The organism is Methylobacterium sp. Gmos1 (assembly GCF_053764715.1).
The window spans coordinates 24,733-45,597 of sequence record NZ_JBSNCC010000011.1 but is presented as its reverse complement, the minus strand read 5'-3'; the positions used below and the strand labels follow the sequence as shown (position 1 = coordinate 45,597).

Sequence of the window (20,865 nt, the reverse complement as noted above, 5' to 3'; positions counted from 1 at the left end):
CGGTGAACAGGACGGGGCCGGGGAGCGACGCGACGATGCGCCTCGTCACTCCGCCGGCGGGCGCGCGCTCTCCCGGAAGGGATGCGCCGGGTAGGTCCCGATGATCCGGAACGCGTTCGAGAAATACGCCAGCTCGTCGAGCGCCCGGCGTAAGGACGGCTCCTCCGGGTGCCCGTCGACCTCGGCGTAGAACTGGGTCGCGGTGAACTGGCCCTCGACCATGTAGCTCTCGAGCTTGGTCATGTTGACGCCGTTGGTGGCAAAGCCCCCGAGCCCCTTGTAGAGCGCGGCCGGGATGTTGCGCACGCGGAAGATGAAGCTCGTCACCGTCGGGCCGGCGCCCACCGGCGGCAGCACCGGCTCGCGGGAGAGCACGACGAAGCGGGTGGTGTTGTGGGCCTCGTCCTCGACGTCCTCCTCCAGGATCGAGAGGCCGTAGATCTCGCCGGCGAGCCGCGGCGAGAGCGAGGCGCGGGTGCGGTCGCCGGATTCGGCGACCTGGCGGGCAGCGCCGGCGGTGTCGGGGGCGACCACCGCCTTGAGGCCGAGGCGCCGGATGATCTTGCGGCACTGGCCCAGCGCGTGGACGTGGCTGTGCACGGTGCGGATCTCGTCGAGCCGGACGCCCGGCAGGGCCATCAGCTGGAAGTGGATCGGCAGGAACTGCTCGCCGACGATGTGCAACCCCGAGGCCGGCAGCATGTGGTGGATGTCGGCGACGCGGCCCGCGATCGAGTTCTCGATCGGGATCATGCCCAAAGCCGCCGAGCCGTCCTGCACCGCCGTCAGCGCATCCTCGAAGGTGGCGCAGGGCAGCGGCGTCCAGTCCGGATAGGCCTCCTGGATGATGATGTGCGAGTTGGCGCCGGGCTCGCCCTGGTAGGAGATCTTTCGGTTCATCACGGGTGCTTTCGAAGAAGTCAGTTCAGGCGCCGGGCAGCCAGGATGGCGCGGGCGCGCTCGAGGTCGTGCGGGGTGTCGACGCCGAGCGGCACGTCGTCGACCACCACCGCGTCGATCCGCATTCCGGCCTCGAGCGCGCGCAACTGCTCCAGCTTCTCGCGCTGCTCCAGCGGGCTCGGCGGCAGGGCGACGAAGCGTTCGAGCGCGCGGCGGCGGTAGGCGTAGAGGCCGATATGGTGGAACAGGGGTCCGTCGCCGTACGGCGCGGTGGCGCGGGTGAAGTAGAGCGCCCGCAGGCGCCGCGGGCCGATCTCGGAGCCGACCAGCTTGACGACGCTCGGCTCCGTCCGCTCCTCCGGCCGGGTGATGACGGCGCACAGCGTCGCGATGTCGACCGCCCGGTCGGCGAGCGGCGCGACCGAGGCGGCGATGGCCAGGGGGTCGATGGTCGGCAGGTCGCCCTGCACGTTTACCACCACGTCGTGGCGCCCGTCCGGGTCGATCACCTCCAGGGCCTCGGCCAGGCGGTCGGAGCCGGAGGGGTGGTCGGGCCGGGTCATCACCGCGACGCCGCCGGCCGCCTCGACCGCCCGCACGATCGCGTCGGTGTCGGTGCAGACCACCACCGGGCCGATGCCGGCCTCCACGGCGCGACGCCAGACATGCACGATCATCGGCGCGCCGGCGATGTCGGCGAGCGGCTTCTCGGGCAGGCGGGTGGCGGCGAGGCGGGCGGGGATCAGGACGAGGGGATCGGACATGCGGCGGATTTCGGGTGTGGACAAGGACGGGGCGCCCGGCAAGCCGCGGCTCTTAGCAGCGCCGGCCGGGCTTGTCATGGCGGGGAGGCCGCCAGGAGGCCCGGTCGGACCGTGGCGCCGTCCACACGCCCGCGCTATGCGACGAACCGACGATGTTTAGAGCCATTGTCAACCGCGCCGGAGAACGGCTAAGCACCGGCGGACCCTCACTGCGGCGTGGCGCCGGGCCGCGCTTCGCATCGCCCCTGCTCACCGGAGCATCGGAGCTGCCGAGATCATGGATTCCTTCGAGCTTAACAAGATCGCCGGCGCAGTGCTCGGCGCCCTGCTCCTCGCGATGGGGTCGGGGTTCCTGGCCGAGCTGATCTACAAGCCGAAGCCGGCGGGTGATCGCGGCTACGCGCTGCCGGCGGCCGAGGAGAACGCCGCCGCGGCGGCGCCCGCCGCCGCCAAGGAGGAGCCGCTGCCCGTGCGCCTCGCCAGCGCCGACGCGACCAAGGGCCAGGCGGCCGCCAAGAAGTGCATGGCCTGCCACAGCTTCGAGAAGGGCGGTCCGAACAAGGTCGGTCCCGACCTCTATGGCGTCGTCGAGCGGCCGAAGGGCAGCCACGAGGGCTTCAACTACTCGGCCGCGATGAAGGCCAAGGGCGGCAACTGGACCTACGAGGACCTCGACCACTTCCTCCACGGCCCCAAGCAGTACGTCCAAGGCACCATCATGGCCTTCGCCGGCGTGCCCTCGGGCACCGAGCGGGCCGACATCCTGGCCTATCTCCGGACCCTGTCGGAGAAGCCGGTCGACTTCCCCAAGCCCTGAACGGGCCTCGCGCGAACCGCGTGACGATCAGGCCGGGCGAGAGCCCGGCCTTTTTGCGTCCATCAGGCCGGGCGAGAGCACGGCCTTTTCGCGTCTATGAGCCCTGCGCCGACGCGCCCGGGTTGGCGGATCCGCCCCCCGCGACCTAGAACGGGGGGAGACCTGTCCCAGCCGGAGGATCGCCCCGCGTGATCGCACGCCCCCTCACTCGCCGCGCCGCCCTCGCCCTGTTGAGCCTCGCCGCCGTCCCGGCAGGAGCCCGTGCGCAGGGCGCATCCCCGGCCGCCGGCGCTGCCGCCCCCGACGGGGGCTGGCGCCACGGCCTGTCGCTCCTCGGCGAGCCGAAATACCCGGCGGACTTCACGCATTTCGACTACGCCGACCCCAACGCCCCGAAGGGCGGCTTGGTGCGGTTCGGCTCCCAGGGCTCGTTCGACAACTTCAACATGATCGTCGCCGGGGTGAAGGGCGACCTCGAGAGCCAGATCCCGCTGATCTACGACACCCTGCTGGCCCAGGCCCAAGACGAGGCCTCGACCTATTACGGCCTGCTCGCCGACGGGGTTCGGCCGGCCGACGACCTCGGCAGCGTCGTCTACCGCCTGCGGCCGGAGGCGCGCTGGCACGACGGCAAGCCGGTGACGCCGGACGACGTGATGTTCTCCTTCCAGGTGCTGAAGGAGAACAGCCCGCAATACGCCGCCTACTACCACAACGTGACGAAGGCCGAGGTGACGGGCGCGCGCGAGGTGCGCTTCACCTTCTCGGAGACCGGCAACCGCGAATTGCCCCAGATCGTCGGCCAGCTGCCGGTGCTGCCCAAGCACTGGTGGGAGGGCAAGGACGCGACGGGCAAGACCCGCAACCCGACCGAGACGACGCTGGAGATCCCGCTCGGCTCCGGGCCCTATCGGCTGGCCCGCTTCGATGCCGGCCGCACCGCCACCTACGAGCGGGTGCCGGATTACTGGGGCCGCGACCTGCCCGTGAACCGCGGCGCCAACAACTTCGACACCCAGCGCGCCGAGTACTTTCGCGATGCCACGGTGATGATCGAGGCGTTCAAGGCCGACCAGTTCGACTGGCGCACCGAGAACATCGCCCGCAACTGGGCCACCGCCTATGACGGCTTCCCGGCCGTGCGCGAGGGCCGGATCGTCAAGGAGGAATTCCCGCAGGCCGGCCTCGGCATCATGCAGGCCTTCACCCTCAACCTGCGGCGGAAAAAATTCGCCGACGCGCGGGTGCGCCGGGCCTTCAACCTCGCCTTCGACTTCGAGGAGATGAACCGCACCCTGTTCTACGGGCTCTACAGGCGGGTCGATTCGTACTTCTTCGGCACCGAGCTCGCCTCGTCCGGCCTGCCGGAAGGGCGCGAGCGCGCGATGCTGGAGAGCGTCAAGGACAAGGTGCCTCCATCCGTCTTCACCACGCCCTACAAGAACCCGGTCAACGGCTCGCCGGAGGCGGTGCGCGCCAACCTCCGGGAGGCGGTGCGGCTGTTCCAGGAGGCGGGCTACGAGATCCGCGGCAACCAGATGGTCGAGAAGGCGTCCGGCCAGCCCTTCACCGTCGAGTTCCTCGGTTACGACAACTCGGCCGAGCGGGTCGTGCTGCCCTACCGCGCGGCTCTGGAGCGCATCGGCCTCAAGGTGTCGTTGCGGGTGGTCGATCCGGCCCAGTACCAGAACCTCGCCCGCAGCTTCGACTTCGACGCGCTCGCGCTCAGCAACTGGGCCCAATCGCTGTCGCCGGGAAACGAGCAGCGCGATTGCTGGGGCTCGGCCGCCGCCGACCGGCCGGGCTCGCGCAACCTCGCGGGCATCAAGGATGCCGGGGTCGACGCGCTCATCGACAAGGTGATCTTTGCGACCGACCGTGAGGAGCTGGTGGCGGCGACCCGCGCCCTCGACCGGGTGCTGCTCGCCCACGACTACGTCGTGCCGCAATGGTCCTCGAACGTGTCGCGGACCCTGCGCTGGAACCGCTTCGGCCATCCGGCGACCCTGCCGAAATACGGCGCCTCGGGCTTCCCGACGACGTGGTGGTACGACCAGGCGCTTGCCGCCAAGACCGGGGCGGCGCGGTGATGCGCCGGCGCAGCTTCCTGGCGGGGAGCGGGGCGGCGCTCGTCGCCGCCCGCGTCCCGGCCCTCGCGCAGCAGCAGCAAGGGCCCGAGCGCCACGGCCTGTCGAGCTTCGGCGACCTGAAATACCCGGCGGGCTTCCCGCGCTTCGACTACGTCGAGCCCCTGGCGCCGAAGGGCGGCACCTTCTCGGCGCAGCTCTCGACCACCAGCGGCAACCAGGCCTTCGAGACCTTCAACACCCTCAACATCTACGTGCTGAAGGGCGACGGCGCCGCCGGCATGGACCTGACCTTCGACAGCCTGATGGTCCGCGCCCTCGACGAGCCCGACGCCGCCTACGGCCTCGTCGCCCGCAGCGTGACGGTGAGCGACGACGGGCTGACCTACCGCTTCGCGCTTCGGCCCCAGGCCCGCTTCCACGACGGCTCGCGGCTCACCGCCCGCGACGTCGCCTTCTCGATCACCACGCTGAAGGAGAAGGGCCATCCGCGCATCGCTGCAGTGCTGCGCGACGTCGCCGGGGCGAGCGCGGACGGGGACGACGCGGTGGTGGTGCGCTTCGCCCCCGGGCGCAGCCGCGACCTGCCGCTGATCGTCGCCGACCTGCCGATCTTCTCGGAAGCGTATTACCGCGGCCGCGACTTCGAGGCCTCGACCCTGGAGCCGCCGCTCGGCTCCGGCCCCTACCGGCTGTCGCGGTTCGAGGTCGGCCGCTTCATCGCCTTCGAGCGGGTCGCCGATTACTGGGGCGCCGACCTGCCGGTCACGATCGGCCAGAACAACTTCGGCGAGATCCGCTACGAGTATTTCCGCGATCGCGACGTCGCGTTCGAGGCGTTCAAGGCCGCCACCTTCACCTGGCGAGAGGAGTTCACCTCCCGGGTCTGGGCCACCGGCTACGACTTCCCGGCCGCGCAAGAGGGCCGGGTCAAGCGCGAGACGGTGCCCGATGCCACGCCTTCGGGCACGCAAGGGTGGTTCCTCAACACCCGCCGGGCGGTCTTCCGCGATCCCCGCATCCGCGAGGCGATCGGGCTCGCCTTCGACTTCGAGTGGTCGAACCAGAACCTGATGTACGGCGCCTACAAGCGCACCGCCTCGTTCTTCGAGAATTCCGACCTCATGGCGGAGGGGATGCCCTCGCCCGACGAGCTGGCGCTCCTCGAGCCGTTCCGGGGGCAGGTGCCCGACGAGGTGTTTGGCGAGCCGTGGTCGCCGCCGCGCTCGGACGGGTCGGGCCAGGACCGGGCCTTGCTGCGCCGGGCCGACACGCTCCTGCGCCAGGCCGGCTGCACCCGCGACGGCGGGGTGATGAAGCTGCCCGACGGCCAGCCGCTCGCCTTTGAGTTCCTGGATTCCTCGCCGGTGTTCCAGCCGCTGCTGCAATCCTACATCAAGAACCTGAGCCTGCTCGGCATCCGCGCGAGCTCGCGCCTCGTCGATGCGGCGCAGTACCAGGCGCGGCTGAAGGATTTCGACTTCGACGTGGTCTCGGCCCGGTTCGGCGGCTCGGTCACCCCGGGGGCGGCTTTACGCGAGGTCTATGGCAGCCGCGCCGCCAGGACGCCGGGCTCGCAGAACCTCGCCGGCATCGAGAACCCGGCCGCCGACGCGATGCTCGACCGCATCGCCGACGCCGCCTCGCGCCCCGCGCTCACAACCGCCTGCCGGGCGCTCGACCGGGTGCTGCGCGCCGGGCGCTACTGGGTGCCGATGTGGTACGGCGCCACCCACCGCCTCGCGCTCTGGGACCTCTACGGCCGGCCGCGCGAGCTGCCGAAATACGGCCTCGGCGTGCCTGCCCTGTGGTGGCACGACGCCGACAAGGCCCGCAAGATCGGACGGACCTGACACGATGGCAGCCTACATCCTGCGCCGCCTGCTCCTGATGATCCCGACGATCCTCGGGATCATGCTGATCTCCTTCGTGATCGTGCAGTTCGCCCCCGGCGGGCCGGTGGAGCGGGTTCTGGCCCAGCTCCAGGGCCAGAACACCATGTCCCGGATCACCGGCGGCGGCGGCGACCTCGCCGGGCGCGGGACGTCCACGCAGGGCGGGGGAGGCGAATCGAATTCCCGCTACCGCGGCGCGCAAGGCCTCGACCCGGCCTTCATCAAGCGCTTGGAGCAGCAATTCGGCTTCGACAAGCCGGCGCCCGAGCGCTTCCTGAAGATGCTGTGGGACTATGCCCGCTTCGACTTCGGCAAGAGCTACTTCCGCGATGTCTCGGTGCTCCAGCTGATCCGCGAGAAGTTGCCGGTCTCGATCAGCCTAGGGCTGTGGATGACGCTGATCTCCTACGCGATCTCGATTCCGCTCGGCATCCGCAAGGCGGTGCGCGACGGCTCGCCCTTCGACGTCTGGACCTCCGGCGTCGTCATCGTCGGCTACGCGATCCCCGGCTTCCTGTTCGCGATCCTCTTGATCGTGCTGTTTGCCGGAGGCTCGTTCCTCCAGGTCTTCCCCTTGCGGGGCCTGACGAGCGAGGGCTGGTCGACCTTCCCGCTGTGGCAGAAGGTGACCGACTACCTCTGGCACATCACGCTGCCGATCATCGCGATGGCGATCGGGGCGTTCGCCACCTCGACGCTGCTGACCAAGAACTCGTTCCTCGACGAGATCCGCAAGCAGTACGTTCTGACCGCGCGGATGAAGGGCCTGTCCGAGCGCCAGGTGCTCTACGGCCACGTCTTTCGCAATGCGATGCTGATCGTGGTGGCGGGTTTCCCGGGCGCGTTCATCTCGGCGTTCTTTGCCGGTTCGCTCCTGATCGAGACCATCTTCAGCCTCGACGGACTCGGCCTGCTCTCGTTCGAATCGATCGTGAACCGCGACTACCCGGTGGTGTTCGCCAACCTCTACATCTTCTCGCTGCTCGGCCTGGTGGTGAACCTGATCTCCGACCTGACCTATAGCTGGATCGATCCAAGGATCGACTTCGAGGCGCGGGCGGCGTGAGGCGGGATGCCTGTCGTGGAGATCCCGGGCTGACGCCAATTCATGACCCGCCGGCCCCTTTCCCGGACGACTGGAACGAAGTGGAAGGAGATCCGGGATCCAGGGGAGAAGTGCCGCGAAGCGGCTCTGAATGTTGCACCGTTGCAGATATAAAGACGCTTCGCGACTTTCTGTGCTGGATCCCGGATCTCCTTCCGCTGTCGCTTCAGTCGTCCGGGAAAGGGATTGGCCAAATTGCAAAAGCCTCGGCGCTTGCTCAACACGAGCCGCCGGCTCCTATCGCCAGTGAGCGATTATCTCTAAAAGAACGACCGCACCAACCCGCTCACCAGCAAGTTCCATCCATCGATCAGGATGAAGAACAGCACCTTGAACGGCAGCGAGATCACCGTCGGCGGCAGCATCATCATGCCCATCGACATCACGATCGTCGAGACGATCATGTCGATGACGAGGAAGGGCAGGGCGATGAGGAAGCCGATCTCGAAGCCGCGGCGCAGTTCCGAGATCATGAAGGCCGGGATCAGGATGCGCAGGTCGATCTTCTCGCCCTCCTGGGGCTTCGGGAACGTGCGGCTGGCGAGATCCTGGAAGGTCTGGAGATCCTTCGGCCGCACCTGGGCCGACATGAACTCGCGGAACGGATCGGTGATGCGGGTGAAGGCCTCCTCCTCGGAGATCCGGTTCTCCTGGAGCGGGCGCACGCCTTCGCTCCAGGCCCGGTCGAAAGTCGGCGCCATGACGTAGAAGGTCATGAACAGCGACAGGCTGACGAGGAAGAGGTTGGCCGGCGTGCTCTGGAGGCCGAGGCCCGAGCGCAGGAACGAGAACGCCACGGCAAAGCGCGTGAAGCTCGTCACCATCACGAGGAGGCCCGGCGCCAGCGACAGCACCGTGAGGAGCGCGACGAGCTGGAGGATGCGCCCGCTCGCCGCGCCGTTGCCGGGCGGCAGCAGCGCGTCGAGGCCCGGGATGCCGGTGACGCTGCCCGCCGCCCCCTGCGCCAGGGCGGCGCCGGCGGGCAGGATCAGGAAGGCGAGCGTCGCGAGGACGAGGGTGCGCCGGCTCACTGGACCACCAGCGCTTCGACGATCAATTCGCGGATCGCCCCCTTGGTGCGCAACGACACGCGCTCGTTCAGGTCCTCGCGCAGGTGCTGGAGCCCGCTCGCGCCCTCGATCTGCGCCGTCGAGAGCGTGCGCAGATAGGCGATGATGTCGGCCTTGATCTCCGCCACCGTAATGTCCGGGGTCGGCAGGCTGCCGGTCTTGAACACCACCGAGGATTCGAGCCGGATCCAGGCGTCGGCCGGCTCGGCGAGGTTCGTCACCACCGATCCGACGCTGCGCAGGGAGAGTTCCCCGCTGTAGTTCAGCACCTTGGCGGCCTTCTCGTGCTCCTGCGCCTCGCGGGTCTTCTGGTCGACCGCTTTCTCGACGCTCGTCATCAGGTACATGCCGAGGCCCGCGCCGGTGCCGACCGCCACGAGCGTGCACAGGGCGAGCGCGCCGATCCAGGCCTTGCCCCCGCCCTTTGTCTCGTTCTTCTTGTCCGCCATCGCGCGCTCCTGGATCGGGCCGTCAGAACGGCGCGACGGTCTCGAAGATCTGCTGGCCGAGGGTCGGGCCCTGCACGTCGGTCAGCCGGCCGCGGCCGCCGTAGGAGACCCGCGCCTCTGCGATCTTGTCGTAGTCGATGGTGTTCTTGCGCGAGATGTCGCGCGGCCGGACGATACCGGCGACGTTGAGCACCCGGACCTCGTTGTTGACCCGGATCTCCTGCGAGCCGGAGATCAGCAGGTTGCCGTTCGGCAGAACCTCGGTGATCACCGCGGCGAGCGACAGGCTCAAGCTCTCCTTGCGGTCGATGCTGCCCTGGCCTTTGGTCTCGGTACCCGAGCGGATGCCGGTATCGGCGGTGGCCGAATCCTTCAGCCCCGAGACGCCGTAGCCGAAATCGAAGCCGAGGCTCGACTTCTGGCTGCGCGAGCGGTCGCTGGCGTTGTCGAACTGCGCCTTGTCGTTGATGACGATGCTGACGGTCAGCACGTCGCCGATGTTGCGGGCGCGGGGATCCTGGAACAGGTCGGCGCTCGCCGGCGACCAGGTCGAGTGGTAGCCGTGCCGGCTCTGGAGCGAGCCGAAGGTCGAGGGCAGGGCCTCGCGCGGGGCGGCGAGCCCGGTGCCGATCGGCGTCAGGGTCGGTGGGCGGCCGAACTCGTCGAGCTTGCTCTGGCAGCCGGCGAGCGCGAGGCCGGCGGCAGCGAGGGTCAGGAGGCGGGCGGCCGGGGCTCTGCGGGTCATCACGATCTCTCGTTGTCCTTGCGCCGGCCGGCCTCGGCCATGCGGCGGGCCAGCGCGGCGGCGCGGGAGGCCTCCATCTCGGCGAGCACCGCGCTCGCCGCGCGGGCGTTGAGCTTCACCAGGATCGCCGCGGCGTTGTCCTCGGGCATGTTGGAGAGCTGGAGCGCGGCGGCGTCGGCCTTCATCTTGGCGTAGACCGCGACCACGCTCTCGTCGGCCTTGGCCAAGAACTCCTTGCGGCGCTGGACCACCGCCTCGTACTCGGCGCGCTTCTCCTCGAGGCGGCGGATGCGCTCCTCGACCTGCTTCTCCAGCGCGGCGAGCTGCTCCTTCTGCCAGGCGAAGCGGGCATCCGACGCGGCGTCCGCGATGGTGGCGCAGTAGCCGGACTTGCCCGGCTCCTTGCCCGGCTCCCTGCCCGCCTCGCGAAAATCCTGCGCGGTCGGCTCCTTGGGGGCGTCCCGGGCGGCGATGGCGCGCATCGCCGCGTCCTTGGCCGGGTCGGGCGCCGGACCGCCGCCGCCGGCGAGCGCCGGACCGGCGAGCAGCACGAGGAGGCCCGCGAGAAGGGTCCGGGTCATTGGACGACGAGCTCCGCCTGGAGGGCACCGGCGGTCTTCACCGCCTGGAGGATCGCGATGATGTCGGTGGGCTTCAGCCCCACCTGGTTGAGACCGCGCACCAGGGTCTGGAGGTCGGAGCCGCCGATCACCGCGAGCTTGCCCTGCTCCTCGCGGGCCGCCACCTCCGTGCGCGGCACCACCGTGGTCTGGCCGTTGGAGAAGGGAGCGGGCTGCGACACTTCCGGCGTCTCGGTGACCCGCACCGTCAGGTTGCCGTGGGTGACCGCCACCGTGGAGATCTGCACGTTGCGGCCGATCACCACCGTGCCGGTGCGCTGGTCGACCACGACCCGGGCTGGCACGTCGGGCTGGATCGTCAGGTCGCCGATCTCGGCGACGAGGCGCGGCAGGATCATGTCGCGCGGGCGCTGGAGCACCACCGAGCGCTGGTCGCGCGGGCTCGCGATGCGGTGGCGGAAGCGGCCGATCGCGTAGGCGTTGATCGCATCGGCCACCAGCGTCGCGGTCTTGAAGTCGGGGTTCTTCAGCTCGAAGATCAGCTCGGGCAGGTCGCGGAACGCGCCCGGCACCTCGCGCTCGATCAGCGCGCCGTTGGGGATACGGCCGGCGGTGGGCACCCCTTGCGTCAGCTGCTCGGCCTGGCCCTGCGCCGAGAAGCCCGAGACCGCGAGCGGGCCTTGCGCCGCCGCGTAGACGTTGCCGTCGCCGCCCGACAGGGGCGTCATCAGCAGCGTGCCCCCGCGCAAGGAGGTCGCGTCGCCGAGTGAGGTCACCGTCACGTCGATGCGCGAGCCGGAGCCGACATAGGGCGGCAGGTCGGCAGTCACCATCACGGCGGCGACGTTGCGGGTGCGCAGGCGCGCGTCGCGCACGTTGATGCCCATCCGGTCGAGCATCGATTGCAGCGACTGCTCGGTGAACTGGGCGTTGCGCAGGGTGTCGCCGGTACCTTGCAGGCCGGTGACGAGGCCGTAGCCGACGATCTGGTTGTCGCGCACGCCCTTGAGGCTGGCGACGTCCTTGATCCGGGTGTAGCCGCCGGTGGCGATCACCGGGGCGGCGGCGCGCACGGGCAGGAGGGGCGCCAGGGCCAGCAGCAGGGCGAGCGCGGCGCGCAAGGGAGCCCGCATCAGAACCCGCCGATCTTGATGCGGCCGTCGGCCGTCACGGTGCCGAGAACGATGCGGTTGGTGTCGGTGTTGCGCACCCGGATCGTCTCGCCGAGCCCGCCGTTCTGCAACGGCGAGCCGACCGCCGTGATGACGAGGCCGTTCTCCTCGAAGATCATCTGGGTCGGCGCGCCGCGGCTGACGAGGCGCGGATCGTCGACGGCGTTGACCGGCACCGGCTCGCCAGGCAGCAGCATCCGGCGGGCGCTGCGCCCGACGATGGCGAGCGGCGCGTCGATCACAGCCGCCCGCGCCCGGTAGGTCGTCGGGTAGGCCTGGAGCCGCAGCATCGACTCCTTGATCGTGTCGCCCGGATAGATCGTCACGGTCGGCACCGGCAGCATCATCTCGCCCACCGCGAGGGCGGCGGGCGAGTCGGGGGGCGACGACGGGGCCGGAGCGGCCAGGCCGAGGGCGGCCGGCAGGCAGAGGCCGACGAGCGCCAGAAGGAGGCGGGAGGACCGGAGGAGGGAACGCATGGGGGTGTCGCGCCGGGAGGAGGGGCGCCGCCGGGTCCGGCGGCGAGGCAGTCTCACCGAGGTCGGGGGCCGGTGCTCCGGCCCGCCGAAGGTGCGGATCAGCGAATTCCCTTGGAGACCGTGCTCGCCATCTCGTCGACGGCCTGGATCACCTTGGAGTTCATCTCGAACGAGCGCTGGGCGGTGATCAGGCTGGTGATCTCCTTGACCGGATCGACGTTCGACCCTTCGAGGTAGCCCTGCTGGAGCTTGCCGTAGCTCGCGTCGCCCGGGTTGCCGATCACCGCCGCGCCCGAGGCCGGGGTCTCGCGGTAGAGGCCGTTGCCGAGGGGCTCCAGCCCCGATTCGTTGGCGAAGTTCGCGATGGTGATCGTGCCGAGGTTCTGCTGCGCCACCTGGCCGTCGATCTTGGCGAAGACCTGGCCCGACTGGTTGATGGTGATCTCGGTGGCGTTGTTCGGGATCAGGATCGCCGGGTCGACCGTGTAGCCCTCCAGCGTGACGAGCTGGCCGGTGGCGTTCTTGTTGAAGGCGCCGGCGCGGGTGTAGTTGATCTCGCCGCTCGGGCTCGTGATCTGGAAGTAGCCGCGGCCGTTGATGGCGAGATCGAGCTGGTTGGCGGTATTCGTGAGTTGGCCCTGGCGGTGCAGGTTGCGGATCGCCGCGGCGCGCACGCCGAGGCCGAGCATCGCGCCCTCGGGGATCGCCTCCTGGCCGGACTGGTTCGGCACGCCCTGCTGCCGCTCGGCCTGGTAGAGCAGGTCGGTGAACTCGGCCCGCGCGCCCTTGAACCCGGTGGTGTTCAGGTTGGCGATGTTGTTGGCGATGACCTCGAGGTTGAGCTGCTGGGCGGACATGCCCGTGGCGGCGACGGCGAGCGCTCTCATCTGCGTAAAGTCCTCAGATCGCCATGCGGCTCAGTTCGAGATAGGCGGACACGACCTTGTCGCGGATGGCGACCGCGGTCTGCAGGCTCTGCTCGGCGGACATCACCGCCTCGACCACCTGCTGCGTCGAGGCCTTGCCCTGGATGCCGGCGATCGAGGCGGCCTCGCCGGCGCGCAGGTCGTTGCGCACTCCGCTGGCGAAGCTCGCCATGATCTGCCCGAAATCGGAGGGGGCGGCGGCCTCGATCCCGGGCATGCCGGCGCCGGTCACCGGCGGCAGCACCGCCCGCTGGACGGACGACGTGGCCTCCGGGCGGGCGGAAGCGGCGGCCCGGTCGAAGGCCGAGAGGGTGAGGGCCTCGATCATCGGATGCTCATGTCCTCAGGAGGTCGATCACGCTGGCCACCATCGCGCGGGCCTGCTTGATCACCTGCAGATTGGCTTCGTAGGAGCGGTTGGCCTCGCGCATGTCGGCCATCTCGATCAGGGCGTTCACGTTCGGCAGCTTGACGTTGCCCTTCTGGTCCGCCGCCGGGTTGCTCGGGTCGTACTCGACCCGGAACGGCGCCTTGTCGGTGTCGATCTCGCGCACCCGCACCGAAGCGGCGCCGACCGCCCGGTCGAGCTCGGCCTTGAAGGTCACGGTCTTGCGCGAGTACGGGTCGGAGCCCGGCTCGGTCCCGGTCGACTGGGCGTTGGCCAGGTTCTCAGACACCACCCGCATGCGCAGGGACTGGGCCTCGAGGCCCGCGCTGGCCAGCCGCGAGGCGGCGAGCAGGGGGTCGATCACGATCCGCTCCTCACGGCGAGCTTCAGCATCCGGTCGAAGCTGCGCACCACCCCGACATCGAGGTTGTGCTGGCGCGAGACCTCGCTCGCCTTCAGCATCTCCTGCTCCAGGCTGACGCCGCTCGAGGTCTCGAGCACGTCCCAGCCGGCCTTGTCGGTCCGCACCGGGACGCCGAGGCCGGGAGCCTGGAGATGGGTCTGCGACGTCTGCGCCATGTCGGTGCCGGCGCGGGCCAGCACCTGGGCGAAGGGCACCACGTCCCGGGCCTGGTAGCCCTGGGTGTTGGCGTTGGCGACGTTGCCGGCGATCGCCGACTGGCGCACCGACAGGTAGCTGGCGTGCAGCGAGGCGAGATCGAACAGGTAGAGTCCCGTCACGCGATTCCCTCCATGTCCGTCACTCCTCTGCCCGCGACCGCGGCCTGTGCCGAAACGACCCGACGCCCGGGCCCTGCCGTGTAACCGAGGGTTTAGAAGCGCTACCTTGCCCGAGGCTGGCGAAGCTTGCCGGGCCGGAGCCGTGGAGCGCGGACGGCGCGGGCATCCTGGCGCCTTGACAGGGATGCCCACTCCCCGGCACTGGCGCGGGGTATCCCACGCCCGCCCACCTCCCGCTCTCCGCACCATGCTCCCGGCCCTGCTGCCCTCCGCGCCGGTCTTCCTCCCGGTCCAGGCCCGCTACGCGGGCGGGGCGGGCCCGGGCGCGCGCGACGGCGAGCACGCGATCACCGCCAACAACCGCTGGTCCCGGGTGCAGCTGACCTTCCGCCACCTGCCGGCGGGGGCATGGTGCTGCCTGGAGGCCCGCCTCGCCTGGGCGGCCGAGGAGGAGGGCGGCCAGGCCCTCGACTTCGCGCTCGCCGGCTTCGACTTCCTGGCCGCCGACGGGTCGAGCCTCGACTTCGAGGCCGTACCGGGCCTCGCGCGCACCCTGCTCGATCCGCACAGCGCCTGGATCGCCGGGCCTGCCTGCCAGCCCGCCGGGACCGAGTTCCTGCGGATGGCCCCGGTGCGGCTGGCCTTCGGGGTGCCGCCGCAGGCCCGCGGCCTCGCGCTCACGGTGCGCTCCTGGCGCAACACCGAGGGGTTCACCATCGCCGAGCCGCGCCTGCGCCCCGGTGCGCCCCTGAGCGAGGGCGCCTTCCGCCGCCGCCGCCTCGGGCCGCAGGCCACGCCCCAGCGCCACGGCCTCGTGCCGGGCTTGCGTTTCGTGGTACGCGGGCAGATCCACGCCGCGCGGCCCGACGAGCACGCGGCGCGGGTGAGCCTCGTCTACCGCGACCGCGACGGGGCGGAGATCCCGCCGCCCTATCCGGGCACCGTCGCGGTACCGGGTCTCGGCGGGCGGCCGGGTGCGGACGAACCGGTTCTCGGCGCGGCGATCAACCTCCCGGCCCAGCCGCAGGCGCGCCGCTTCACCCTCGACCTGGAGCCGCCGCCGGGCGCGGTCTCCCTCGATCTCGGCTTCTGCACCTGGGAGGAGGAGGGCGAGCGACTGCCCGCCGTGGAGCTCACCGGCCCGCCTGAGGTGGCGCTGGAGGACCGCTTCCGGCTCGAGAGCCTGTGCGGCGACGATCTCCTCGACGCGCCGGGTTTCCTCGCCCGCCTCTCGGCCCGGCTCGGGCGCGACCCCGGCGCCGAGGCCGCCTGGATCCCCGGCCCCGGGGAGGCCGGCAGCGCCGCGCTGCCGCTCGCCCGCGCCCGCGTCCTGCGGAGCGAGGCCGAGCGCCCGGTCGGCGTGAGGCCCGACGGCGTCCCCGTCCTGCGCCTCGCCGGCTGCCCGGACTGGCCGCTGCCGGAGATCCCCGCCTTCGACGAGGATCCGTTCCGCGGCGCACCTGCCCGCGCCATCCCGTGGCGCCTCGCTTACCAGTCGCTCGCCTGGCTCTCGGCGCTCTCCGAGACGGCGCCGGCCCGGGCGCTCGCCCTGGCGCAGGCCTGGTCGCGGGCCAATCCCTGGGGCCAGCCGTCTGACCCCCTGAGCCTGCACCCGGCGGCGCTGCCGGCCCGGGCCGAGGTCTGGATCGGGCTCCTCGCCCTGCCGGGGGCCGGGGCCGCGGCGCCGGTCCTGACCGGGGAGGCGGTGCGGCACGGCTTCGCCCTGGCGGAGATCGTCGGCCAGAACACCTTTGGAGGAAGCCTGCACCAGCTCCAGGCCGCCGCCGCGCTCCTGGCGCTCGCCCGCGCCCTGCCGCGCCTGCCGTTCTCCGGCCACTGGGAAGGCCTTGCCCGCGAGAGCCTCCGCGAGGGCGTGCCGGCGCTCCTGCCCGAGGACCGGCGCTTCCCGGATTCCTCGCTCCACCGCCGCCTCGACCTCGTGACCCTCGGGCGGGCGCTGCGCGACAGCCTCGGCGAGGCCGCGCCCGGCCCCCTCGTCGCCGCCCGCACCGAGGCGGTGCTCGCGGACCTCGCCGGCCTCCTCGATCCGGGCGGGCGGCTGCCGCCCTTCGGCGAGGTGTTTTCCGGCACCGACGAGGCCGGCTGGATCGCACGGCTGCGCGGCGGCGGGCTGGTGGCGCAGCGCCCCGTCGCCCAGCCCGGCGCTTCGGCCGTCACGGCGTCCTCGACCCTGAGCCCCGACGGCCTGTCGGCTCGCCACGAGGCCGGGCGCGGCTGGGCCCATTTCGCCTGTACCTTCGCCGAGACCTCGCCTCAGGGCCACGCCGACTGCACCTCCTACGTCTACGCCGCGGGGGCGACGCGCTGGATCGTCGAGGCCGGCGGCTCGGAGCAGGTCGAGACGGGCGCCGCGCGCCACTACCTGCTCTCGGCCCGCGGCCACAACGTCGCGGTGATCGAGGGGCGCGATCCGGTGGCCGGGACCGGGATCCACCGCGGCAGCCTGGCTTTGCCCGGCGCCACCGCCCACGCAATCGAGACCACCGTTCACGGGCCGGGCTGCCGCCACCTGCGGGTCTTCGTGCTGCCGCACGACCTGTCGGGCCTCGCGGTGATCGACCGCTTCACCCAGGAGGAGGGCGGTCCCCTGACCTTCCGCGGCCTCGCCCACCTCGCGCCCGAAACCCTGGTCGCCGTCGAGGGGCCGCGCCGGGTGCAGGCCCGCCAGGGCGGCCGGCGCCTCGGCTTGGTGCCGTTCGCGATCGCCGGCCGGGTGGCGGGTCTCGAGGCGGTGATCGGCCACGGCGACCGGCCCGGCACGCTCCAGGGCTTCGTCGCCGGCCGCCCCGGCAGCCTGGAGCCCGCCTGCACCCTGCGCTACGCGGTGTCGGGCCGCGGCACGGTCTGCGGCGGCCTCCTGATGGCGGTCGACGGCCCGGCCGAGGATTCTCTGGCGCGGGCGCTGGCGCGGGAGGAGCTGGGACGGTTCGTGATGGGGGGTTGAGGATCGCGCGACGCGATCGACTCGGTCGATCGAGCGGATCGTCGTCACCCCCACCGCGCCGGTCCGGGCTCCGCTGCGCGGCCCCACCATGACGCAAAGGCTGTCGGGTTCCTCCGAGAATCGGCCGAAGCGCCGGGGCATCCACGGTCTTCCAAGGCATTTCATCCGCAGGAATATTTCCGCATTCCCGCCGGAACATGGGCGAGGCCCGGCCATTCGCCCCGATGCCTCTGGGTCACGCCGGCACGAGGGGGAGGGCTCCCGCCATCTCTCCCGGCCATCGGGCCCGCCCCTCTCGCCCGAGCCTTCTCCCCGATGCACGATCCGGACGCGCGGCCCTACCAGCCCATCGAGGCGTACGGCCTCATCAGCAACTGCCACGGCTGCGCGCTGATCGCCCGCGACGGCTCGATCGACTGGGCCTGTCTCGACCGGTTCGATGCGCCCCCGGTCTTCTCCCGCCTGCTCGACCGCCGGCGCGGCGGCTTCTTCGCGCTCGCGCCCGAGGGGCCCTTCGAGAGCGCCCGGCTCTACCTGCCGGGCACCAACATCCTGGAGACCACCTTCACCTGCGCCACCGGGGCGGCGACGGTGCACGACTTCATGCTCGCCCCCGAACCGGGCCGGGTGCTGCCCTACCTGGTGCGCCTGGTCTCGGGCGTGTCGGGCGAGGTCGCGATGCGGGCGGTCTACCGGCCGCTGGCGGGCTTCTCGGAAACCTTTCCGGTGCTCGGCGCGGTCCCGGGCGGCGCCGGCGCCGAGGGGCTGCCGGACCTGATCTCCGATCTGCCGCTCGCGATCGAGGGAGCCGAGGCGGTGGCGCGGTTCACCGTCGCGCATGGGGGTGAGCAGGCCTTCGCGCTCTATCCCGGCGGCGCCGGCGACCGCGGGTCCTTGCGCCCGCGCGAATTGATGGAGACGGCGCGCCGGGCCTGGGCCGGCTGGTCGGCGGGGGCGGCCTATGACGGGCCGCTGAGCCACCAGCTCCTGCGCAGCGCGCTCACCCTCAAGGCGCTGACCTACGCGCCTTCAGGCGCCATCGTGGCGGCGGCCACGACCTCGCTGCCGGAGGAGATCGGCGGCATCCGCAACTGGGATTACCGGTTCTGCTGGATCCGCGACGCCTGCCTGTCATTCTACGTGCTGAAGAAGTTCGGCATGGTGGCGGAGGCGGAAGCGTTTTTCCGCTTCGTCGGCACCCTCGCCGAGCGCGAGGAGGGCGGCCTGCGCCCCCTCTACGCCATCGCGGGCGAGACCGACCTGACCGAGCACGAGGCCGCCCATTTCGAGGGCTGGCGCGGCAGCGCCCCGGTCCGCTACGGCAACGAGGCGGCCGAGCAGCACCAGAGCGACGCCTACGGACAGGTGCTCGACCTGCTGCACCTGTACGAAAGCCTCGGCGGCACGATCCCCGAGGTGATGGCGCGCCAGGCGATCCGGCTCGCCGACTTCGCCGCCGCCCATTGGCACGAGAAGGATGCCGGCCTGTGGGAGCCGAGGAAGCCGCAGGAGCACTACCTGCATGCCGCGATCATGAACTGGGTCGCGGTCGACCGCGCGATCCGGCTGTTCGGCGAGCGGCCGCACTGGCGCGAGGCGCGCGACGCCATCGTCGCCCGGGTCAACGGCGAGGGGATTCACCCGCGGGACGGGTACTACCCGCAATATCTCGGCGGCGACGATCCCGACGCCGCCCTGCTCATCGCCCCGATGGTCGGCTTCCCCGTTGACGAGGCGGCCTTCGCCCGCACGGTGGAGGTGGTGATCGCGCGCCTCGGACACGGCCCGCTGGTCTACCGCTACCGCAACGACGACGGGCTGCCGGGCCACGAGGGCACCTTCCTGATCTGCGCCTTCTGGCTCGTCGACGCGCTCGCCTGGCTCGGCCGGACCGAGGAGGCGCAGACCCGGTTCGACGCCCTGCGGGCGCTCCAGAACGACCTCGGCCTCTACGCCGAGGAGGTGGCGGAGGATCGCACCTTCCTGGGCAACTTCCCGCAGGCGTTCAGCCACCTCGCCTTCATCCACAGCGCCCTCGTCCTCGACCTCGCGGCTCAAGGCGGCCGGGCGGCGGTGGCCGGGACCTACGCCGATCGCACCTTGCGCGAGACCCGCTGGCGCCGGGTGCCGTGGATCGTGCCGCCGGCGGGGACGCCCGCCTGAGAAGATTTCGCCGAAGTGGTGGCCGGTTCGGCGCCAAAAATCTGCGGCAAAACAAAAACCTAAGCGGACGAAGCGTTGGCCTGCCAACGCAAGTCTGCTTAGGCGGACCCGGATGGCGTTGGGTCGCAAAGTCCACGACCTGGTACGACGACCCTCCCGAGAGTTGTCGTGGTCGACGGCCTGTCTGGCGATTAACCCGATCTTGAACGAGCGTCCGTCATCTCGGGCAGGCCCGTCGAAGGATGCCGTGGACAAGGTCATGGTCAGGAGGATCCACCGGTCAGGCTTGCAAGCCGGTCTCGCCGTCGCGCTCGCCCTCGGATCCCCGGGCCCGGCGCGGGCCGAGGACGCGCAGGCCGCCCGCCCGACCGCCCCGCCGATCATCTGGTCGGTCTACGACGCGGCGCCCTTCATGATGACCGATGGGCCGGATCGCGACGCCGGCATCTTCGACCGGATCCGCGGCCTGCTGAGCGCCCGGCTGACCGGCTACACGCACACGACGCTGACGGTCCCTTTCCCGCGCATCGTCACCTCGCTCAAGACCGGAGCTGATTGGTGCTTCGTCGGCGGCGTGAAGACGCCCGAGCGCGAGGCCTTCGCGGCGTTCTCGCGGCCGGTGGCGATGTTCTATCCGCTGCGCGTCGTGATCCACGCGACCGAGCGCGCCCGCTTCGCGGCGATCGAACCCCTGTCCCTGGAGAGCCTGCTGCGCGAGCACCGCGACCTGCGCACCAGCATGCTGCGCAACCGTGCCACGGCGCCCGCCGTCGACGCGCTGCTGCGGCAATACCCGCCCGGGCAGACCCATTCCGAGTTCGGCGAGGCCTTCCGGATGCTGCTGAACGACCGGCTCGACTACCTCGTCGAGTTCTCCAGCATCGCGGCCTACAACGCCCGCCAGCTCGGCCAGCCGGACGCCTTCCTGGGTCTGCCCTTCGCCGAGGGGCCGGAGCCGGTCTTCGCCCGGGTGATGTGCGCCGGCACGCCGTGGGGGCGCGAGGTGGTGGCGCGCATCGACGCGGTCCTGGCCGAGGAGCGGTCAAGCCCGGCCTATCGCGGCATCGTCGAGGCCTGGGCGGCGCCGGAAGACCTGCCGCGCATCCGCGCCGTCTACGACAGCTTCCTGGCGAGCGACTGAGCGCGCCTCACGCCGCCAGCGCCGTCTCGTCCGTCGAGCGATGCTGGCTCACGAACGGTTCGACCCAGACCCGCCGTCCGGTGAGGTCGTGCACGCTCACCCGCCACTCGGCCCAGTCGCCGGCTCCCAGGCTCCGCATCGCCGCCTCGGCGACCGCGCGGGCGCGGCGGGCGAGGGCGGCCGGGCCGCGGACCAGGGCCCCCTCGGCGTCGAGGATGCACTCGGATCCGTTGGTGCAGTGGAAGCGGTAGCGCGTCATGCCGATCCTCTCTCCCTGGTGCCGCCGGAGCGGCGGCGACGCCTGAAGGGTTAGTGTTCACTATATGTTCTCGACGGGCAATCCGACCAGGGCAGGGGCGCGATGCCGCAGCCCGTGGGCCCGCTCTCGGAGCCCCGTCCGGCATCGGGGCTGGACCGACGAAGGGTCTCGCCGCCGGCGCGAAACCCTGCCAGTTTCGGCGGCGACGCGCGCGAAAC

20 protein-coding genes are annotated in these 20,865 nt (G+C 71.2%); 7 read left to right on the top strand and 13 right to left on the bottom strand.

Annotated elements, in window-relative coordinates; genetic code table 11:
* Nucleotides 1-45: 45 nt before the first annotated feature.
* The gene (locus tag ACS5PV_RS20240) at nucleotides 46-900 is read right to left on the bottom strand and encodes a prephenate dehydratase (RefSeq protein ID WP_455397143.1); all 855 of its coding nucleotides are present in this window, start codon (nucleotides 898-900) and stop codon (nucleotides 46-48) included.
* A 20-nt stretch (nucleotides 901-920) separates the two neighbouring features.
* The gene (locus ACS5PV_RS20235) at nucleotides 921-1,664 is read right to left on the bottom strand and encodes a 3-deoxy-manno-octulosonate cytidylyltransferase (protein ID WP_455397142.1); all 744 of its coding nucleotides are present in this window, start codon (nucleotides 1,662-1,664) and stop codon (nucleotides 921-923) included.
* A 277-nt stretch (nucleotides 1,665-1,941) separates the two neighbouring features.
* Between ACS5PV_RS20235 and ACS5PV_RS20230 the strand changes: the two genes are divergently transcribed.
* From ACS5PV_RS20230 to ACS5PV_RS20215, 4 genes are all read left to right on the top strand, one after another.
* Complete coding sequence (locus ACS5PV_RS20230; protein ID WP_455397141.1) at nucleotides 1,942-2,481, top strand: c-type cytochrome; 540 nt, start codon at nucleotides 1,942-1,944, stop codon at nucleotides 2,479-2,481.
* A 188-nt stretch (nucleotides 2,482-2,669) separates the two neighbouring features.
* Nucleotides 2,670-4,571, top strand: coding sequence for an extracellular solute-binding protein (locus ACS5PV_RS20225; protein ID WP_455397140.1), 1,902 nt, complete (start codon nucleotides 2,670-2,672; stop codon nucleotides 4,569-4,571).
* Nucleotides 4,571-6,421 (top strand): extracellular solute-binding protein, encoded by a 1,851-nt coding sequence (locus tag ACS5PV_RS20220; protein WP_455397139.1) that lies wholly within the window; start codon nucleotides 4,571-4,573, stop codon nucleotides 6,419-6,421. Before ACS5PV_RS20225 ends, ACS5PV_RS20220 begins: the two co-directional genes overlap by 1 nt.
* A 4-nt stretch (nucleotides 6,422-6,425) precedes the next feature.
* Nucleotides 6,426-7,529, top strand: a complete 1,104-nt coding sequence (locus tag ACS5PV_RS20215; RefSeq protein ID WP_455397138.1) for a microcin C ABC transporter permease YejB — start codon at nucleotides 6,426-6,428, stop codon at nucleotides 7,527-7,529.
* Nucleotides 7,530-7,828: 299 nt separating this feature from the next.
* On the opposite strand, the gene fliP is transcribed toward ACS5PV_RS20215, so the two are convergent.
* The 10 genes from fliP to ACS5PV_RS20165 form a co-directional block, all read right to left on the bottom strand.
* Nucleotides 7,829-8,599, bottom strand: a complete 771-nt coding sequence (fliP, locus tag ACS5PV_RS20210; protein ID WP_455397137.1) for a flagellar type III secretion system pore protein FliP — start codon at nucleotides 8,597-8,599, stop codon at nucleotides 7,829-7,831.
* The gene (locus ACS5PV_RS20205; protein ID WP_455397136.1) at nucleotides 8,596-9,087 is read right to left on the bottom strand and encodes a flagellar basal body-associated FliL family protein; all 492 of its coding nucleotides are present in this window, start codon (nucleotides 9,085-9,087) and stop codon (nucleotides 8,596-8,598) included. Before ACS5PV_RS20205 ends, fliP begins: the two co-directional genes overlap by 4 nt.
* A 22-nt stretch (nucleotides 9,088-9,109) precedes the next feature.
* Complete coding sequence (flgH, locus tag ACS5PV_RS20200; RefSeq protein ID WP_455397135.1) at nucleotides 9,110-9,832, bottom strand: flagellar basal body L-ring protein FlgH; 723 nt, start codon at nucleotides 9,830-9,832, stop codon at nucleotides 9,110-9,112.
* Complete coding sequence (locus tag ACS5PV_RS20195; RefSeq protein WP_455397134.1) at nucleotides 9,832-10,413, bottom strand: MotE family protein; 582 nt, start codon at nucleotides 10,411-10,413, stop codon at nucleotides 9,832-9,834. The genes flgH and ACS5PV_RS20195 overlap by 1 nt, the downstream gene beginning before the upstream one ends.
* Nucleotides 10,410-11,546 (bottom strand): flagellar basal body P-ring protein FlgI, encoded by a 1,137-nt coding sequence (gene flgI / locus ACS5PV_RS20190; protein ID WP_455397133.1) that lies wholly within the window; start codon nucleotides 11,544-11,546, stop codon nucleotides 10,410-10,412. Before flgI ends, ACS5PV_RS20195 begins: the two co-directional genes overlap by 4 nt.
* The gene (gene flgA, locus ACS5PV_RS20185) at nucleotides 11,546-12,064 is read right to left on the bottom strand and encodes a flagellar basal body P-ring formation chaperone FlgA (protein WP_455397132.1); all 519 of its coding nucleotides are present in this window, start codon (nucleotides 12,062-12,064) and stop codon (nucleotides 11,546-11,548) included. The genes flgI and flgA overlap by 1 nt, the downstream gene beginning before the upstream one ends.
* A gap of 98 nt (nucleotides 12,065-12,162) precedes the next feature.
* Nucleotides 12,163-12,951, bottom strand: coding sequence for a flagellar basal-body rod protein FlgG (gene flgG / locus ACS5PV_RS20180; protein WP_455397131.1), 789 nt, complete (start codon nucleotides 12,949-12,951; stop codon nucleotides 12,163-12,165).
* A gap of 13 nt (nucleotides 12,952-12,964) precedes the next feature.
* Nucleotides 12,965-13,318 (bottom strand): flagellar hook-basal body complex protein FliE, encoded by a 354-nt coding sequence (locus ACS5PV_RS20175; protein ID WP_455397130.1) that lies wholly within the window; start codon nucleotides 13,316-13,318, stop codon nucleotides 12,965-12,967.
* 7 nt (nucleotides 13,319-13,325) lie between these two features.
* Nucleotides 13,326-13,742 (bottom strand): flagellar basal body rod protein FlgC, encoded by a 417-nt coding sequence (gene flgC / locus ACS5PV_RS20170; protein WP_455397129.1) that lies wholly within the window; start codon nucleotides 13,740-13,742, stop codon nucleotides 13,326-13,328.
* Complete coding sequence (locus ACS5PV_RS20165) at nucleotides 13,739-14,119, bottom strand: flagellar basal body protein (RefSeq protein WP_455397128.1); 381 nt, start codon at nucleotides 14,117-14,119, stop codon at nucleotides 13,739-13,741. The genes flgC and ACS5PV_RS20165 overlap by 4 nt, the downstream gene beginning before the upstream one ends.
* A 247-nt stretch (nucleotides 14,120-14,366) precedes the next feature.
* Between ACS5PV_RS20165 and ACS5PV_RS20160 the strand changes: the two genes are divergently transcribed.
* The 3 genes from ACS5PV_RS20160 (at nucleotide 14,367) to ACS5PV_RS20150 (ending at nucleotide 20,388) form a co-directional block, all read left to right on the top strand.
* Nucleotides 14,367-17,084 carry a heparinase II/III domain-containing protein gene (locus tag ACS5PV_RS20160; RefSeq protein ID WP_455397127.1) on the top strand — a complete coding sequence of 906 codons (2,718 nt, stop codon included), beginning with the start codon at nucleotides 14,367-14,369 and terminating at the stop codon, nucleotides 17,082-17,084.
* Between the two features lie 315 nt (nucleotides 17,085-17,399).
* Nucleotides 17,400-19,247 (top strand): glycoside hydrolase family 15 protein, encoded by a 1,848-nt coding sequence (locus ACS5PV_RS20155; protein ID WP_455397126.1) that lies wholly within the window; start codon nucleotides 17,400-17,402, stop codon nucleotides 19,245-19,247.
* 286 nt (nucleotides 19,248-19,533) lie between these two features.
* Entirely contained in the window at nucleotides 19,534-20,388 is an 855-nt protein-coding gene (locus ACS5PV_RS20150) for a hypothetical protein (RefSeq protein ID WP_455397125.1), read from the top strand.
* A 7-nt stretch (nucleotides 20,389-20,395) separates the two neighbouring features.
* Here the strand turns inward: ACS5PV_RS20150 and ACS5PV_RS20145 are convergent, their stop codons facing one another.
* Nucleotides 20,396-20,647 (bottom strand): DUF6894 family protein, encoded by a 252-nt coding sequence (locus ACS5PV_RS20145; RefSeq protein WP_455397124.1) that lies wholly within the window; start codon nucleotides 20,645-20,647, stop codon nucleotides 20,396-20,398.
* Nucleotides 20,648-20,865: the final 218 nt, after the last annotated feature.

Coding starts and splice junctions, on each gene's coding strand:
- ACS5PV_RS20240 (WP_455397143.1), bottom strand. CDS start 900: ATGAACCGAAAGATCTCCTACCAGGGCGAGCCCGGCGCCAACTCGCAC.
- ACS5PV_RS20235 (WP_455397142.1), bottom strand. CDS start 1,664: ATGTCCGATCCCCTCGTCCTGATCCCCGCCCGCCTCGCCGCCACCCGC.
- ACS5PV_RS20230 (WP_455397141.1), top strand. CDS start 1,942: ATGGATTCCTTCGAGCTTAACAAGATCGCCGGCGCAGTGCTCGGCGCC.
- ACS5PV_RS20220 (WP_455397139.1), top strand. CDS start 4,571: ATGCGCCGGCGCAGCTTCCTGGCGGGGAGCGGGGCGGCGCTCGTCGCC.
- ACS5PV_RS20215 (WP_455397138.1), top strand. CDS start 6,426: ATGGCAGCCTACATCCTGCGCCGCCTGCTCCTGATGATCCCGACGATC.
- ACS5PV_RS20205 (WP_455397136.1), bottom strand. CDS start 9,087: ATGGCGGACAAGAAGAACGAGACAAAGGGCGGGGGCAAGGCCTGGATC.
- flgH (WP_455397135.1), bottom strand. CDS start 9,832: ATGACCCGCAGAGCCCCGGCCGCCCGCCTCCTGACCCTCGCTGCCGCC.
- ACS5PV_RS20195 (WP_455397134.1), bottom strand. CDS start 10,413: ATGACCCGGACCCTTCTCGCGGGCCTCCTCGTGCTGCTCGCCGGTCCG.
- flgI (WP_455397133.1), bottom strand. CDS start 11,546: ATGCGGGCTCCCTTGCGCGCCGCGCTCGCCCTGCTGCTGGCCCTGGCG.
- flgA (WP_455397132.1), bottom strand. CDS start 12,064: ATGCGTTCCCTCCTCCGGTCCTCCCGCCTCCTTCTGGCGCTCGTCGGC.
- flgG (WP_455397131.1), bottom strand. CDS start 12,951: ATGAGAGCGCTCGCCGTCGCCGCCACGGGCATGTCCGCCCAGCAGCTC.
- ACS5PV_RS20175 (WP_455397130.1), bottom strand. CDS start 13,318: ATGATCGAGGCCCTCACCCTCTCGGCCTTCGACCGGGCCGCCGCTTCC.
- ACS5PV_RS20160 (WP_455397127.1), top strand. CDS start 14,367: ATGCTCCCGGCCCTGCTGCCCTCCGCGCCGGTCTTCCTCCCGGTCCAG.
- ACS5PV_RS20155 (WP_455397126.1), top strand. CDS start 17,400: ATGCACGATCCGGACGCGCGGCCCTACCAGCCCATCGAGGCGTACGGC.
- ACS5PV_RS20145 (WP_455397124.1), bottom strand. CDS start 20,647: ATGACGCGCTACCGCTTCCACTGCACCAACGGATCCGAGTGCATCCTC.